The sequence below is a fragment of the Helicobacter anseris genome (assembly GCF_003364335.1).
Lineage (GTDB): Bacteria > Campylobacterota > Campylobacteria > Campylobacterales > Helicobacteraceae > Helicobacter_H > Helicobacter_H anseris.
This window is the reverse complement of the sequence record NZ_NXLX01000002.1, coordinates 56687-76232: the sequence shown is the minus strand read 5'-3', so window position 1 is coordinate 76232 and position 19546 is coordinate 56687. Positions and strand designations below refer to the sequence as shown.

Annotated in this window: 4 protein-coding genes; 3 read left to right on the top strand and 1 reads right to left on the bottom strand. The window is 32.3% G+C overall.

Going from position 1 to position 19546, the window contains the following annotated elements; translation table 11 throughout:
• Positions 1-22 precede the first annotated feature (22 nt).
• The 3 genes from CQA57_RS01450 to CQA57_RS01440 are packed head-to-tail and all read left to right on the top strand — an operon-like array spanning position 23 to position 18588.
• Positions 23-2038 carry an ATP-dependent helicase gene (locus CQA57_RS01450; RefSeq protein ID WP_115578459.1) on the top strand — a complete coding sequence of 672 codons (2016 nt, stop codon included), beginning with the start codon at positions 23-25 and terminating at the stop codon, positions 2036-2038.
• Between the two features lie 50 nt (positions 2039-2088).
• Positions 2089-12048 (top strand): hypothetical protein, encoded by a 9960-nt coding sequence (locus tag CQA57_RS01445; RefSeq protein WP_147288337.1) that lies wholly within the window; start codon positions 2089-2091, stop codon positions 12046-12048.
• 15 nt (positions 12049-12063) lie between these two features.
• The gene (locus CQA57_RS01440) at positions 12064-18588 is read left to right on the top strand and encodes a hypothetical protein (RefSeq protein ID WP_115578457.1); all 6525 of its coding nucleotides are present in this window, start codon (positions 12064-12066) and stop codon (positions 18586-18588) included.
• Here CQA57_RS01440 and CQA57_RS01435 read toward each other — a convergent pair.
• Complete coding sequence (locus tag CQA57_RS01435) at positions 18585-19520, bottom strand: D-2-hydroxyacid dehydrogenase (protein ID WP_115578456.1); 936 nt, start codon at positions 19518-19520, stop codon at positions 18585-18587. The genes CQA57_RS01440 and CQA57_RS01435 overlap by 4 nt on opposite strands.
• Between the last annotated feature and the right edge of the window lie 26 nt (positions 19521-19546).

Below are 19546 nucleotides of genomic sequence, written 5' to 3'. Positions count from 1 at the left end.
ATCAAAAGAAGTTGGGGAAAGAATGCCTTTATCTAATCTAAATTTTGAACAAAGTCAAGCTGCCAAAGCTCCATTTGGACACAATCTTATCATCGCTTCTGCTGGGACAGGAAAAACTTCCACGATTGTTGGTAGGATTGCTTTTTTGTTTGAAAACAATATTGAGCCAGAAGAAATATTGCTCCTTACCTTTACCAATAAGGCTGCAGAAGAAATGATTGCAAGAGTTGCAAAAAAATTTGGAGAAAAAAAGGCAAAAAGCATTCAGGCTGGGACATTTCACGCTAATGCATATAAATACCTTAAAGAAAAAAATAATATTATTTTAAAGCAACCAAGAGAATTAAAGATACTTTTTAAAAGCATTGTTGAAAAGAGAGTATTTTCTAGCAAGGATAATACACAACCTTATTCCGCACAATATCTTTATGATATTTATTCTTTGTTTTTGAATGCTTCAAAAAATCAAAATTTTGAGCAATGGCTTGAGACAAAAAATCCCGATCAACTACAATTTCTAATGATATATGAGGGAATTTTTGATGAATTTGATGCCTTAAAAAAAAGTTTTAATTACGCAGATTATAATGATTTATTATTGCTTTACAAAGAAGCAATGCAAAATAATCCTATTGCCTATAAGGAAGTTTTGTGTGATGAATATCAAGATACAAATCCCTTGCAAGATTCTATACTTGATGCACTAAATCCACAAAGCCTTTTTTGCGTAGGGGATTATGATCAAAGTATTTATGCTTTTAATGGTGCAGATATTAGTATCATTGCAAATTTTACTCAAAAATATCAAGACGCTAGAGTTTTTACTCTAAGTAAAAATTATCGTTCTAGTGAGTATATTTTAGATCTTGCTAATCGTGTCATACAAAAAAATGAGAGAATCTATCCAAAAAAACTAGAAGTTATTAAAACAGGGGATTTTACTCCTCCAAAACTTTTGATTTATGATGAGCTTTTTTTGCAATATCAAGAAATTGCAAAAAGGATTGCTACAGGAAATCCCAATCTTGAAGAAGTGGCAATTATTTTTAGAAACAATGCTTCTGCTGATGGGTGTGAAGCAAGTTTAAGGGAGCTTGGCATACCATCAAAGCGTAAAGGTGGGTTAAGTTTTTTTGATGCAAAAGAAGTGGCTTTAATGCTTGATATCTGCTCACTTTTATTTAATAGTAAAGATATGATGGCATTTATTCATATTCTTAGCTATGGTTCTATGATTGGAAATTCTGTGGCAAAAGATATCTGTGAGGCATTTTTGATTCTAGGGGATGGAAATATTAAAGATGGAATCTTAAGACCAAATGACAAAAAAGCCTACCATACAAAAACAAAAAATACGCAATTAGGGCTTTTTGATGATTTTTTACAACTTGAAAAAGTAGAGAGGTTTAATGCACATTTAACAAGTGATTTTGCCTCACACCCTATACTTTCACATCCAAAGTTCAATAAAGAAAGCGCATTGTTTTTACAAGATTTTTATCATCTTTTTAAAGAACTTCATCAAGAAAGGGATCCTAAAATTTTAATTCATCAAATCTCTCAAAGTCCTTTTTATCAAAATATCAAAGAGGTTTTTGCTAAAGAAAGAGCCAAAAATAAAGATGGTAGTTTTGATTTAAAAAGGAAAGATGAGGCAATGGAAAAGATTGATAGAAAGATTTTATTGCTTCATAATCTTGCTAAGCAATATGATCATATAGGAAAATTTCTTAATGCAATGATTTTGGGTTCCTCTGAAGCAACGCAAGGCAGCGGTGTAAATCTCCTCTCTATACATGCCTCTAAGGGATTGGAATTTAAGGAAGTTTATGTTATTGATCTTATGGATGGAAGATTCCCAAATACAAAGCTAATGCAAAAAGGTGGGAGTCTTGAAGAGGAGAGAAGACTTTTTTATGTAGCAGTAACTCGTGCTAAAGAAAAACTTTTTTTATCTTATGCCAAAAAAGATGCTCTTAAAAATATAGAATATGCTCCCTCTATTTTCTTATATGAAGCCGGAATGATACTTGCTTAAACTTACTTAAAATATGATAAAATGAAATATTATATGTATGTAAGTGTGCGATGGGTAAAAGACAATTAAGTTTTATTTTTAATGTTAAACATTCGTTTGTGGCATTATCTATAGCAGGATTACTCTGTCCAGTGTCAAGCTTTGGACAACAGGAAAGTATCACTAATGATAATGATGCGGATAAAAAGCAGACAATAGGAACGGCTACTGGCGGAGAAACTTTGAGTGGCTCTATCAAAACAAGTGGTAATAATAGTAATACTACTGTAGATTTTAGAGGCAACTCTAGTATGCAAAATGGACAAATCTCAGCTACTACTACAAATGGCACAGGAACCAATACAGGTGCTACAAATACTATAACACTTCAAGAAAACTCTGTCTTAAACCTCACAGCTAGCACCAATGGAAATGCTCAAACAGACCCTGCTTACTCTATCCTTGCAAGTGGTGTGAATGCTAAAAATACTATCAGTGATATCACAACAGGAACTGCCACAGGAAGTATAAAAGGTGTTATTTTTGCGCAAAAAGAAGGGGTAAATATTATCAATAATCTCAGAAATACTGCTATTTCTGGAGCTATCATTGCAGATGGCAAAGGTAGTCAAAATACTCTAAGTTTTGATAGGGGCACTACGCTTTCAGGCTATATTGCAGCTCTTAATAAAGGGATAAATATTATTACTCTTAATAATGGTGCAAAGCTAAGTATCACCACTAGTGTAGAACAAACAGAAGGAGCAAGTATCCTTGCAGATAGCGAAGGTTCTAGTAATACTATCAAAGGCACTACAGAGGAAAAAAATACTATCCAAAAAAATGTAGTAGCAAAAGATAAAGGTAGCAATACCATAGATTTAAAAAATCTTGAAGTTAGTGGAGACATCAAAGCAGTCAATGGTGGAAGTAACACTGTTACAATAGAGCAGGGATTTTTGACAAATATCACTACAACAGGGGCGGATTCTACAAATACTATCAATTTAAATGGCACTGCAAGTATCAAGGGATATATCTCCAATCTTGAAACCAATGGTGCCAATGGAACTAATACTATTATCCTTAATCAGGAATCAACTTTAAATCTTACAAAAGGAAGCAATACAGATTCTGCTGCTATATTTAGCTCCAATGGTAGCAATACTATCAGTGGCAATAGCACAGGAAATCACAAAATCACTGGAAATATCTCTGCAAAAAACAATGGAAAAAATACCATCACTTTAGAAAAACTCACAATGACAGGAGATGTCACCACAGATAGTGGTAATAATACTATCACTCTTGGTAAATTTGGTTCTACTGATAAAAGCACTATTACTGGAAATATTGAAGCAAAAAATGGAGGAAAAAATATTCTTGATTTTACAAATGTCACCATTACGGGAAGCATTATTGCTTCTGGGACAAATGGTAAAAATAGCGAGAATATAGTTACTTTAAAAGATAGCTCTGTAGGTGGCAATATCACTGCGGAATCTCAAGGAAAAAACACTTTGGTTTTGGGTAACGGAGGGACTAAAGCTGATATAACAGGCTATATCAAAGCTCAAGCCAATGGAAGCAATAGTATAGAGTTTAATAATGGAAATGTAGAAGGGGGGATTTTTGCTGAAGGAGCAAATGCTAGCAATACTATCACATTAGGCAATAAAACCTTTACAGGGATAATTAAATCTAATATTACGGCCACTAATGGCGGAAAAAATACTATTGATATACAATCTGTGGAGATGACAGGGAGTATTAGTGCAGAAAAAAATGGTCAGAATGAAATTACCGATAACAATCCATTTGACAAACAATCTACCATCACAGGCAGCATTGCTGCAAAAGATAATGGCACCAATACTATCATGCTAAAAAATATTGCAATTACTCAAGGCATCACTGCTGGTGGAACTGGTGCCAAAAATACCATTACACTAGGTGGTAAAGAAAATGGTATCATAACCACAAATATCATCGCCAATGCACAAGGAACAAATGATATTACCTTTACTAATCACACTTCATTGATTGGTAATATCACTGCAGAAAAAAATGGTAATAATACTATAAAAGAAAAAAATGATTCGGCAACTAGAACTCTTGTTACAGGTTCTATTATCGCAGATGGTGGAAAAAATACTGTTGATTTAGCAAATACTACTATCACGCAAGGTATCTTGGCACAAAATGCTGGAACAAACACCATCACCATTAAAACAACTGATACTACAAAATCCCTTATTAGCAATATCACTGCTCAAAGTGGTGGGACAAATACCATCACGATGGGAGAAAATACTACAAGTTCTGGAATCTTAGAAGGTTCGCTAAGTGCTAGTGACAATGGATCTAAGAATGAAGTGACAATGAATAATAACTCTATTTTAAGAAATGGTTCTATCACTGCAAATGCTTCAAATAATACAGGAGCTGAAACATCCACAAATACCCTAACGCTAAATAATACTTCTTCCATAGCACTTCAAAGCGATGCCTATGCAATCTATGCAACTGGAGTTAATGCAAGTAATTCCATCACAGGAGGCACTACGGGTAACAATAGTATTCAAGGTGATATTGTCGCTGATAGCGGTAGCAATCATCAAGATACAAAAACAGGTGCAAAAAATACTATCACTTTGAATAATCTAACTATTACGGGTGAAATTAGTGCTTATAATGCTGGAAATAATAAACTTGATCTTAAAACAGCCGATATCACAGGGAATTTCCAAGCGCAAAGTCATGGGGAAAATACTGTAGATTTTCAAAATAATGCTCAAGCTAGTGTATCAGGAAGTTTTATAGCTAGAGATGCTGGTAGAAATGTTTTAACTCTTAATAATGGTGCAAATGTAAGTATAGCTTCTAATAATAATACTAATGCGTTTCAAGCTGTTGGAACAGATGCTACAAATACTTTTAAAGAGATTAATACTACAACAAATACTAGTGGCTCTATCACTGGAAATATCTATGCAGAAAATAAAGGTAAAAATGAGATACAAGTCCAAGCATTGCAAATCACTGGAGATGTTATTTCATATGATGGCACCAATACTATCACACTTGGCTCTACAAATACTAGTGGTATTACTGGAAATATTCTAGCGGATAGTAGCAATGCTCAAGGTGCAGCAGATTCTATAAATACTATTAATCTTAATAATAATGCGAATATTTCTGGATATATCGCCTCACAAGGCACAAATACAGAAAAAAAAGCAACCAATGCAATAACTCTAAATAATAATGCTATTTTGCAGCTAGCAGGAGGTAGAATTACTGATAGTAATGGGGATCAGATTGGCACAGGAAATGATGCTATTTTTTCAGAAACACTTCAAGCTTACAATAAAATCAAAGATGAATCTAGTGGCAATACTCAAAGCACTATCAATGGAAACATCTATGCCAAAGATAGCACGCAAGATGCAAGTCAAAAAGGTGGAAATAATATCACTTTAAAAAATGTGGCTATTAGTGGGGATATCTTCGCAGATACTAGTGGAGTCAATGTTCTTACCTTAGGAGCAACAGGAAAAAATAGCACGATAAGCGGAAATATTTTTGCAAATGATAAAGGAAGAAATAAACTAACACTTACTAATACGAATATTGATAGTAATTCTGGATATATCAAAGCATCTGCAGGCAATGCTAGTTCTAGAGAGACAAGTAATACTATTATACTAAATGAAACAAGTTCAATAACCAATACTTATATAGAGGCTTCTCAGGAATCTCAAACACAAAATAATACAATTTCTGAAACTAAAAACATCATTACACTTAATAATACTTCTTCTATAAGTCTTGTAGGAGATGCTAAAAATAATGCAATTACTGCAAGTGGGTATAATACAAGCAATTCTATCACCTGTTCATCTACTGCTACAAATCAAATATCTGGTAATATTCTTGCAAATCAAATGGGTCAAAATACTATCAATATCACAACCCTAAAAATCAATGAAAATACAACAGGAAATATTACCGCTAGCTCTAATCAAGACAATACAATAGAAACAAGCAATACCATCACTCTTGGCAATAATTCTACTATACACAATACCTTTATATTAGCAAAGCAAGAAGCAAGGACAGGAACCAACATCAGCAATACAATCAATACTATTACTCTTAGTGGCAATGCTTCTATAAATCTTATTAGCAATAATGATTCAAATGCTATTTTAGCAGATGGTGTGAGTGCAAAAAATACTATCACAGATAATGGCACAGGCACACATACTATCATTGGTAATATCAAAGGTGATTATGATGGTAAAAACACCATTACCTTAAAACATATTTCTATGACTGGAGATATTATTGCTGATAACTCTGGTGGTAATACAATTACTTTTGGAAATAATGGCACGGATAATAGTTTTTATGGCAATATTAGTGCTCTTACAAAGTTTAGCTCTAGCGTAAATACAATTAACTTTAGTGGTGCAAAAATCGGTGGTGAAGAAATTAAATATATTTTGGCTGATAGCAATAGTGATAATGGCGGTAAAAATACCATTACACTCAACAATACTTCTAGTATCAGTAATATGTATATTATCGCTCAAGGAGGAGGTTCTACTAATACAATAAATTTTTCAGACACTAACTCAAGTCTTTCTCTTGTAGCAGATTTGCAAACAGGATTTGCTATCCATGCTACTGGAAATAATGCGAAAAATATCATTGCAAATGGAGCCAATGCTACAAATCAAGCTAATCATATCATCAATGGAATCTTACAAGCAGACAATAGTGGTAGCAATAATATTTCACTCTATCAACTTACAATGAATGGCGATATTATTGCTCAAAGTTCTGGTAGCAATACTCTAAACTTTGGAAATACAAATAATGGAAAAACTTCAACATTCACGGGAAATATTAATGCCCAAGATGGTAAAAATACTCTTAATGCCACTAATGCCACACTTAGCGGAAACCTGCAAGCACTAGCTTCAAGTGAGGCTAGCAATACTATTACTATCAATGGAGCTTCTAACTTTAACTCTGGTAGTATTGTAGCAAGAACTCAGAATAATGGAGAGATGAGAGAGGGGGAAGTATCTGATGGTGCAGATGATGGTAATAATAATGAAGGGGGAGGTGAGGTAACTCCACCTGTTGTAACACCATTGTCCACAGCAGTCAATACTATTACTTTAAATGGCACTTCTTCTCTTACTCTGCAATCTCAAGATAATATTATTATTCTAGCAGATGGCAAAGGTGCTTCAAACACTATAGATGATAAAACAACAAATGCTCAAAAAAGCAATATTATTGGGAATATCCTTGCAAGATCTGGCCAAAACACTATTACTCTAAAGCATGTTTCTATGCAAGGAGATATTCTTGCAAACGAGGAAGGCAAAAATACTATTAGCTTTGGAGAAAATCAAAATGGCAATAGTCTCAAAGGTAATATTGTTGCAAATAATGCGACTAATGTGGTAACCCTAAAGAGTGCAGATATGACTGGTTCTATCCAAGCTTTGGTAGATAGTTCTACAAATACTTTAACCCTTGCTTCCAGCACACTAAATGATGGCTATATGGTGGCAATTTCAAATGAAAAAGCCGCTAGCAATACTTTGAGTATAGATGTTGATTCTACAATGAAACTTAAGGGAGCACAGATTATCAATGCTGATGGTCAAAAAGTAGGTTCTGGGAATGATGCAATTTTCACACAAGGAGCTCAATCTATCAACAAAATTGAGGATAAATCCTCAAATCAACATACGATAAATGGAAATATCACTGCTGATAGTGGTGGAAAAAACAATTACACTTTTAACAAAATTCAAATCACTGGTTCTATTAGATCTACAAATACTGATGCGAGTAATACCATAGGAATTAAAGATAGTTCATCTATCGCAAATGGCGTTATCCTTGCTCAAGGAAGTGGCGTATCAAATGCTTTAACTTTTTCTGATAGCTCTACTTTAACAAATTCTTATCTACAAGCAATTGTTGAAAATAACACAATCGCTCCTCAAGAAGAAACAGATACCCCTGCTACCCAAAACACTAATGCGACAAATGCTCTAACTTTTGAAGGCACTTCAACCTTTAATCTTGCAAGTGATTCTAATGGAATTAGTATCTTTGCAAATGGAGATGGAGCTAGCAATACAATCTCTGGGAATAAAGGAAGTGTTAATGGCAATATTATTGCTAAAGATGGTGGTGTCAATACACTAGATAAGGTTAGCAATCTTAGTATTACAGCTACCCTTATTGGAGCGAGTGAAAATAGTGCTAAAAATACTATCAAAATTACAAATAATGGCACAAATATCACTGCAAATGCCCTTAAAGTTACTGCTGGAGTGGATGGTATAGCAATTCTTGCAGATAATGGTAACAATACTATTGATATTACTCAAGGTGGTCATTCTATCACAGGCAATATTGTTGCAAATAATGGAGGAAGCAATATTTTAACTTATAATAATGATAGTATAAATAATACTACTCCTAATGCCACTCCACAAAATAATCAAATGCTAATTACAGGCAATATCATTGCAAATAATCCAGATAGTAAAAATACCCTTACTCTTCAGGGTTATTCAAGTATTAAAGCCAGTATGATACAGGCTACTGATGGTGGTCAAAATACTATCTCTATTAAAGAAAATTCACAAAATACTGTTTTTGGTAGTATTAGTATCAAAAATGCCAATCAAGATGCTTTGATTGCAAGTGGATTTGATAGTAAAAATACTCTTTATAGTAAAAGCAATACTGCAAATGTGATTGAAGGAAATATTATTGCAAGTAATGGAGGTAGTAATATTGTAGAACAGATTGATTTATTAAATTTGACTGATGGATATATATCAGCAAATGGAGATTTATCTACAAACAGCATCGTTCTTTCTGATTTTTCGACTATGGCTCTTATTGCAAATAATGATAAAAATGCCATTTATGCTAATAAAAATGATGCGATTAATAAAATCACAGATAATGGAAAATCCTACAAAAATAGCACAATTACAGGAAATATCACATCAGACAATGGTGGAAAAAATGAAATTAGTCTCATTGGATTAGATATTACAGGTAATTTAAGTGCTAATAATAGTGGAAGCAATACTATTTCTATTGGAGGGACACTTAAAACTATTCAAAATGGAAATAACACACCTATAAAAGCAGGTTTTACTGGTGCTATTTTTGCAAATGGAGCAGATTCTAAAAACTCTATTACTTTTAATAAAGATGCAGAGGCATTGATTACGAAAGATGAGAGTGGTAATAATGCAATCTTAGCCAATGGAGATGGTGCAAGCAATATAATCAAAGATAGTAGCAGTGGAAAGATTTTGAAAATCTCTGGTGATATTACTGCAAAAAATGCTGGTAAAAATACTATTGAATTTGATAAAGCTTCCATGAGTGGCAATGTTATCGCTCAAAGTGGTGGTAGTAATGCCATAAATCTTACAAAAGGTAATATAACAGAAACCCAAAGCATTATTTCCCAAGGAGGCAATTCTCTTAATGCATTAAATTACAATGATTTTAGCTTTACTAATCTGATAGAGCAAAAGGATCACTTTTTTATAAGTGCTAAGGATGGTGCAGAAAACAGACTTTTTCTTACACTTGCACAAAATGGACAGAATACTACTGACACATTAAAGCTTAGTGTTGAAACTACCAATCAAGCCATCAATAAAATCATAGCTCAGCAAGTGGGTGCAGCACAAGCAAATATATCTTATAATGGAGGTAACACAACAGTTGTATTTGCACAAAGTAAGAGTAGCGGTTCTGATATAGGGCAAGATATCAATGCTTCTGCTTATAGTGATGGAATTATGCTTACACTTAATGCAAATAAGGCAAATGATATTTTTAAAGACTTTAGAACCATAGATAGACTCTTTTCAAATTTTACGCGTGTATTTATGCAAGATAAGGAAAATTATTCAATAGCTGGTAGCTATGTGGGGGATATAAATTTTTTAAAACTAAGTCAAGGTGCAACAGGTGCTAATGAAATTAATTTAAAACTTGAAGAAAATGCTAGTCTTATAGCATCGTTATATTCAAATGGAAATGGAAAACTGAATTTAGAAATCACTCAAGGTTCAAAATGGATGATTATTCCAACAGATAGCTCTGGCGTAAGCATTAATAATTTAAAATCTTCCAATATGATTCTAAGTGAAGATGAAATGCAAAAAGATACTTTAGTGCAACAAAATACTATTATTGACCTTGCAACAAGTGGTTATGCAACAAAGTATGGCATTGATAAAAGTAGTCACACAACTCTATCAATTGCACAGGCTTCAAATTTAGATAATGTAATTTTTAGAGTTTATGCAGATACAACAAATAAACAGAGTGATATCATCAAAGTAAATGGTGTGGATTCTAGTTCTGAAACTAAAAGTGCTTTTTTACAAGCTTATTATACAGCAGAGAGTTTGCAGAATGCTGTAAATTATATTTATCAAGATGATGAAAATCTTAGTGTTAATAATACTCTTGTAGCGACTGTTGGTAGTGGTGCAAAAGATAAATTTGCATTTGATATTTCAAAACCAACCACCGTAGAGCAAGGATATCTACTTGTGACAACAGAATTTATCAAAAAAACAGAGGATAAGTCTCCTATTACCAAAACCTCTCAATCAGCTAATCAAGTAGATAATTATTACATTAAAGGTTATAGTGCTAAGATTAATCCAGAGCAATCAAAAAATTCTTATAGTATGTTATCTGTTAATTATTTGGTATTTTTAGCAAATACAAATAATATTAATAAAAGATTAGGTGAGGTGCGAGATGAGGCCTATAATCATGGTTTATGGGCAAGAACTTATCTTGGACAAATCACTCAAAATCAAGGTATTGAAGTAACTAATAACTATATAAGCACACAGACAGGATATGATTTTGGTCTAGCAATCAATGGCGGAATGCAATATATTGGTTTTGCATTTGGTTATAGTGCTAATGAGCTTCTATCTAGCGCATGGAAAATGCATTCTCAGCTTTTAAGTGGGGCTTTATATTATTCTTTTGTAAAAGATTCTGGACTATATACAGACACTATAATTAAATATGATTATATTGATACAAAACCACAAGTTCAAGACTTAAGTAAAAATATGCAAAGTACAGCAATATCACTCACTCAAGAGATTGGATATCGTGCGTATTTTGATAGTCAAAATCGTTTTTTCTTTGAAGCTCAAAGTGAATTTATTGGTGCTTATATGAGTGGTTCTGATGTATTGCAGCAATATTCAGACAAGATTGAAGCACAATTACATGTAAAAACAGATACTTCTTATATTTTTAGAGGCAGAGCTGGTGGTATTTTTGGCTATAGACTAAAAACATCTAAAAATCAAACAGATTTTAGAATAGGGACTTCTTATATTGCAGATTATAATACGGCGACTATTAATCTTGAAGTAGAAAAAATTGCTACAGATTCTAAGAGTATTGGTTTTAATCAAATGCTTATTGCAAATTTTGGAATCAATTCTTATTTAACAAAAAATTTAAGATTATATCTTGAAGGGGAAATGGGATTTATAGGAAAAACTATCAATCAAAACTATGCAGCAAATCTGGGTTTAAGATATAGTTTTGGAACTATGAAGCGTGAGGCAACTTTCGGCTCTCAAGCACAGACACAGGATAATATAGAAAGTGATTTTAAGACATTAAATATTGAAGTATCAAATATTAAGTGTAATGGATGTAATCCAGAAAGTGGTTTTTATCTTGAAGTTATTGAACTCCCAAGAGCAAATGCTGGATTAAATAATTATCTTAATCGTTATAATTATAGAATACATACCCAAGAGGATGGAAAGGCGATTTATTTTATAGGTCCATTTAAGAATATTTCTGAAGCAAAATCAAAACAGGAAGAAATTAATAAAGTTAAAGCAAGTCTTATTAAAAGTCCTAATGCAAATGCAGAAATCTATAAAATTAATAATAAGGCTAAAAAATAAAAGTTGGTTGCTTGAGTGAAAAATAATATTGCATTATTTTATATGATTACAAAGACTTTTATTGCCACATCTGTTGCTATTATTTTTTATCCACAAATATCAAGTGCTGCAGATCCCATAAACAATACCTCTGAAAAAGATAAACAAGTTATTATTGGAGATTCTCAAAATCCTAATGATAGTATCAATGGTAATATTCATACAAGTGGGAGCGGAAATTCTACTACTGTAAGCTTTACTAATAATACTTTTATGCAAAATGGCGGTATTAGTGTTGCTAATTCTGGAAAAAATACCATCAATCTACGGAACAATAGTTTTTTAAATATTTCTGGTATTTCTGCTAATAATGGAACAAATACGATTACTGATTTTAGAAATACCAATGCTCCAAGAAGCATTATAACTGGAAATATTGATGCTAATAGTGGTGGAAAAAACACTCTCAACAGTCTAAAAAACTTTGATTTGAAGGGAAGTGTAGTTGCTCAAGGAAATAGTAGTGCAAATACTATTACTCTTCAAGAAAATTCAAATATTTTAGGCTATATTGCTAGTGAAAATAGTGGAACAAATAGTATTACATTAAATGGTAATGCAAGGCTTGAAACTACAATCACCACAACGGATTCTTCAAGTATTTTAGCAAGTGGAAGTAATTCATCTAATACTATCACCGGAAATACATCTGATGCTGGAAATATTAGTGGAGGAATCATCGCTAAAGATAGTGGAAGCAATACTATTACTTTAAGCTCTTTAATTGTTGGGGGAGATACTAAAGCTAGTAATGGTGGGAAAAATACAATAACTTTAAGCAATGGTGGAAAACTTGTAAGTATTATTGCTGAAGGAAGCAATGGAGTTACTTCTTCAAATATTATTATATTAGGTGGTAATGCTTCTGTCACAGGATTTATTTCTAGTAGTACTGGTGGAACAAATAGTATTACATTAAATGGTAATGCTACCTTAAATCTTACAAATCAAGGAACAAATACTAATACTGCAATTTATACTTCAAGTTCTAATACAATTAGTGGTGATAGTACTGGAAATCACAAAATTCTTGGGGATATTATTGCAAGTTCTGGAACAAACGCCATCACTTTAAAAAATCTCACTTTGAATGGCAATATAGAAGCTTCAAGTAGCGCTACAAATACCATCACTCTTGATTCTTTGGATATTGCTGGGAATATTATCTCTTCTACAAATAGTAGCAATGATATCACATTAAAATCTCTTAATATGACAGGCAATATCACTGCAGATGGTGCCAATAATACGATAAAAATTAGTGAAGATACAAGCTCTCAAACAAGTTCCATTAAAGGGGATATAACCGCACAAAATACATCTTCAAAAAATATTTTAGAATTTTATCTAACACAAATTGCAGGCAATATTACCGCAACTTCAAGTGGTAATAATGATATCAAGCTTTATGGAGGAGGGGTTAGTGGCAAGATGCTTGCAACAGTTTCTGGGGCAAATGCTATAGAACTTGGTAATGATACAAAACAAACTGCTATTACCGGTAGTATAGAATCTGATAGTAGTGGTTCTAATACAATCACTCTAAAAAATGCAACAATCTCTCAAGGAATTATCGCAAATGATAATGGAGAAAATACTATTACGATTACAAGCACAGAAGATTCAAATTCTTCAAGTGATATTATCGCAAATGCTAGTGGAAAAAATACCATTACCTTTGAAGGTTCTGCTTTAAAAGGCAATATTTTGGCTAATGCTGGTGGTAATAATACTATCAGCGATAATACAAGTGCTTCTAAACTTATAGGATCTCTTATTGCAGATTCTGGAAATAATGAATTAACAGCTTCTAACCTAGAGATTACTCAAAAAATTCTTGCACAAAATAATGGAAGAAATGAGATTAAAGCAATCAACACCCTGCTTAAAAGCAATAGCATTGAGGCACAGAATGGAAACAATACTATCAATGCAACAGGTGGAGTGCTAGAAAGCACTCTTATCCAAGCCAAGGGTGATGGTTCTAGCAGTAATGCTATTACACTGGAAAACTCAAGTATAATCAAAATAAATAGCACAAACATTGCAATTCTTGCAAGTGATAATACTAACTCTAAAAATACCATCACAGATAATACTGCTGGAGGGACTGATAATGAAATTACTGGAGATATTAATGCTTTAGATAATGGGGTCAATGAAATTACTCTCAAAAAAATTACAATGAATGGAGATATTTTTGCCAAAAATCATGGACGAAATACTGTCAATTTTGGCAATACTGCCCTAAGTAATATGAATGGCAATATTATTGCCGATACAGCTACTAATACACTTATTTTTAATAATTTAAATTTTATAGGTTCTATACAGGCTTTGAGTGATAGCTCTACCAATACGCTTAATTTTACAACAGGTTCTTTTGAGGGGTATTTAGTAGCTATTGGTGATAGTGCAGAATCTAAAAATAATTTAACACTAGATGGTGTAACTGTATATCTTAAGGGAACGCAGATTAAGAATAAGGACAATCAAGATATTGGAACAGGCAAAGATGCTATTTATACCCAAGGAGAAAATGCAAAAAATATCATTAGTGACAAAACTAGCAATTCTTGGAAAATTGAAGGCAATATTACAAGCTTTAATGGTGGAAAAAATACTTATGATTTTCAAAATAAACTAGAGATGACAGGCTCTCTTTCAGCCTCTCTTAATAATGCTTCAAATGATATTACACTTAATGCTAATTCTTTTATCAAAGATGGTTATATTAAAGCTCAAGGTGATGAAGTCTCTAATAAAGTCACGGCAAAATCTAATGCAAAATTAGAAAACTTATATCTTGAAGTAATTGCTCAAAATACAACGTCGCAAAATGAAATTATTTTAAATGACACCTCAACAATGACGCTTATCGCAAATCAGGAAACACAAAATGCCATCTTTGCCAAAAATGCTCAAGCAAGTAATACTATCTCTGGAGACAGTGCTTCTGCAAATATTATTACTGGAAATATACTAGCACAATCTGGCACCAATACAATCACTTTAAAAACACTAGATATTACTGGAGACATACTTACAGAAAATGAAGGAGCAAACACAATCAATATTCAAAATAGCGCAAATTCATCTAAAAGTAATCAAATTATCGGAGACATTAAGGCAACTACAGGTAGTAATATCTTAAATATTACCCAAACCACACTTACTTCAAAAACTATTATTGCAGATGGAAAAATGTCAAATAATAATATTAACTTTGCTCAAAACTCAAGCTTTTCTATCACAAATTCTGATTCTACTTATGCTTTATTTGCCAACAAGGAAGGGGCAAAAAATCTTATTACTCAAACATTAGATGCAAGCAGTCCCTCTAGTGGAAATACAACAGGCACAATATCTGGAAATATTATCGCACAAGATAGCGGAAGTAATACAATTTCTAAAATAAAAACCCTGGAAATTCAAAATGGATATATCAAGGCAGATGGTAGAGATTCTAAAAATGATATACAACTTGATAATCTTACCTTGCAACTTATTGCTTCAAATACTAATGATGCGATACTAGCAAATGGTAATGGGTCAAGCAATACTTTAATTGAGCAATCAAATAGTTCAATAAAAAATAGCACCATTACTGGTAATATTCAATCTAATAATGGTGGAAAAAATATCATCACTCTAAGTAATCTAACATTATCTGGAAATATTATTGCAAATAAATCAGGATTTAACACAATAGTCCTTGGTGATGAAAATACCTCTAATCAAAATTCTTCTATATTAGGAAGTATCTTTGCTAATGAAGTAGCTTCAAAAAATACTATTACTCTTAATGCATTAACTCAAATTACACTAGAAAAAAGCACTCAAGGGGATAATGCATTATTAGCCAGTGGAGAAAACGCTAAAAATACTCTTAGTGGAAAAAGTGCAGATACCTCTAGTATTAATGCTGATATTTCGGCTATACAGGGTGGTGAGAATAGTCTAACACTTGATTCTATGAGTATTGCTGGTAATATACTTGCATTAGATGCTGGAAAAAATACATTTAAATTTCAAAAATCTTCAAATATTAGTTTTGGAAAAATGGAAGCAAATGGAACTAGTGCAATCAATACTCTTACTTCAGAAGCCGTAAGTGCATTAAGTGGTTTATTATTGGCTAGCAATGGTGGAGAGAATAATGTTAGAGTGACATTAAAAAATTTTGTGACTAAGCCACTTGTAGATATTACTACAGAAACATCTAGTAAAAATATTCTCGTCATACAAGGGACTTCAAGTGCTCAAAGTCAGATTAATTATTATGGAGGCAATACGAGTATTATTTTTTCTGAAAGTAGTGATGTGACAAATGATGCAGATACAACTATTGATAGCAATGATTATAAAAATGGCATTATGCTTACTTTGGATTCCACTAAGGCTAATGCAATTTTGAAGGATTTTAGGGATATTTCATATCTTAAAAATAATCAGACTGTTGTTACTATGGAAAATAAAAATAATCTACTGATATCTGGAATCTACATTGGGAAAATAGATTTTTTGCAGACTGCAAACTTAAATCCATCTGTGAATGCAAAAACACAAGATTCTATTATCATAACATTGCAAAAAAATTCTGCGCTCATCTCTCGCATCAATACCAATGGTAATGGAAATATTAACTTAAATCTTGAGCAAGGTTCCAAATGGATCGTAACCCCAAATAATGCTTCAAGAATACAGGTAGATTCTGTAAGTGCAAGCTCTTCTATTGGTATTGATATCAATGAAGCCTCTCTTAGTACTCTTGCACAAAGTAATACTATTATTGATATTGCAACGGGTGGATATGCTTCAAAATATGCAATTAGTAAGGATAATTTTACAAATCTTGTTATTGCTAATGCATCAAAACTTGATGGCGTTATTTTTAGATTCTATGCAGATCCCATCAATAACAAAAGCGACACTATTACTATTTCTAATGTTGCTGATGCAAATAGTGCTACTACAAAAGCAATTTTACAAGCCTACTATACAAAAGGTAGTTTAGAAAATGCTTCTAAATATAATCAAAGAGTTTTGGTTGCAACTGTAGAATCAAATGCTAAGGATAATTTTGCTTTTGATATTTCTAAACCTACAACAGTAGAGCAGGGATATACTACTATTACTACGGAGTTTGAGAAAAAAACAGAAAAGAAGAATTCCTCAAGCAGTCAAGAGGTGGATAATTATTATATTAAATCTTATAATAAATCCCTAACTTCAGAAGCAACACAAAATTCATATGGTATTTTAGGGGTAAATTATCTTGTTTTTTTGGCTAATACTAATAATATCAATAAGAGATTGGGTGAAAAGAGAAATGAGGATTATAGCGATAGTTTTTGGATAAGAAGCTATGGAGGGCAGATTACTCAAAATATTGGGACGCAGGTCACCAATAATTATATCAGCACTCAAGGTGGATATGATTTTGGCTTTGGAAGTCAAGAGAGTATGCACTTTATTGGTATTGCCTTGAGTTATGGTTTGAATTTTATTGATTCTTCTTTATGGAAAATGCAGTCACAAATTTTAAGCGGTGCTCTTTATTACTCTTATATCAGAAATTCTGGAATATATACAGATACAATATTTAAATATGATAGGATTGACACAACACCGAAAGCCCAAGATTTAAATGATAATATTAAAAATAATGCTTTCTCTCTTACTCAAGAAATTGGTTATCGCTTATTTTTGGATCAAAATCAAAAACTCTTTTTGGATTTTCAGCTAGAGGGTATTGCAGGATATTTGACAAATTTGCAGATTTTGCAAAAAATTCAAAATGAACAATTATTATCACAAGTAAATAATTTTCTTGTTTTTAGGGGCAGGGTAGGTAGTGTCTTTGCCTATAGATTAAAAACTTCAGGCACTCAAACTGATTTTAGAATCGGCGCATCTTATATTGGGGATTATAGTATGGCTAAATTTGAGTTAGATTCCAATGGTGCTACAAGTAGTATGAATATGCCATATAATCAAATGATAAGTGCAAATATAGGTATCAATTCTTATATCACAAAAAAACTAAGATTTTACATTGAAGGTGAGATGGGTTTTATGGGTAAAACTATCAATCAAAATTATGCGGCAAATTTAGGCTTAAGGTATAGTTTTGGAACTACAAAAAAAGAGGATATAGATTCAGATATTCAGCAAGAAAAAAAGATTGAAAGTGAATTTAAAACCATTAATATAGAAGCCTCTAAAATCAGATGCAATGGCTGTAATCCAGAAAGTGGTTTTTATATAGAAATTATTGCCCTCCCAAGCATAAATGCCTCACTCAATAATTACTTCTCAAAATTTAGCTATAGAATCCATACGCAATCAAATGGAACAACTTATTATTTTGGGCCTTATAAAACGTTGCAAGAAGCTAAAAACCAGCAAGACTTTGCAAATAAAATCAAACAAAGTCTCACAAAGAATCCTAATGCAACCTCAGAGATTTTTAAAATCAACAATAAGGCAAAAAACTAAGATTTTAAAAAGTCTTTAATATTTTCTATAACTTTTTGAATTAGCGCTTTTTTTGAGTTTTCATAAGCCCAAGCTATATGTGGAGTTATTAAGATTCTATCTGAAGTGCTTAATTCTAAAAATGGATGTCCTGCTTGCATTGGTTCATTTTCCAAAACATCTGTTCCAAAATAGATTTTTTTATTTTTTAAATATTCTGCCACATCATTTTCATTTACAATGCCACCTCTGCCTACATTGATTAAAATGCAATCTTGCTTTAATAAAGCTAGGGTATCTTTATTAAGAAGATTTTTTGTTTTTGGTGTAAGGGGAGAATGGATTGAGATAATATCAGAATCTTGAAGCAATTTTTCTAAACTCTGATATGAATATTCAACTTCTTGAGGCTGATTGCTGATAGAAGTATAGGCAACTTTAGCGCCAAAACATGTGGCTAGTTTTGCAACTTCTCTTCCAATTTCCCCAAGTCCTATAATCCCCCATTGTTTTCCATCAATTTGTCCTAATCCTTGAGATAAATGGGTAAAAATTTCACTTTTAACCCATGCTCCACTTTTACAATAATTATCATAATAAGATATTTGAGACAAAAGATTTAAAACTAAAGTAAGTGTATGTTGAGCTACACTTTTTGTAGAATACCCCGCGACATTTTTTACTTCAATTCCGAGTTTTTTTGCGCATTCCATATCAATAATATTTGTTCCAGTAGCAGTAACTGCAATTAGCTCTAAATTGGGCAATTTCTCTAGTATTTCTTGTGAAAAAACTACCTTATTTGTCAATACGATTTGTGCATCTTTTACCCTTTCATAAAGCAGGGTTTCAGGAGTAGTGTCATAAGATATAAATTCTCCTAATGTTTTTAAAACTTCTAATTCAGAAATATTTCCTAGGGTTTTTGCATCAAGCAAAACAATCTTTTTCATAAAGCACCTCATTTTTTGGTTTGGAT

Coding starts and splice junctions, on each gene's coding strand:
- CQA57_RS01450 (WP_115578459.1), top strand. CDS start 23: ATGCCTTTATCTAATCTAAATTTTGAACAAAGTCAAGCTGCCAAAGCT.
- CQA57_RS01445 (WP_147288337.1), top strand. CDS start 2,089: ATGGGTAAAAGACAATTAAGTTTTATTTTTAATGTTAAACATTCGTTT.
- CQA57_RS01435 (WP_115578456.1), bottom strand. CDS start 19,520: ATGAAAAAGATTGTTTTGCTTGATGCAAAAACCCTAGGAAATATTTCT.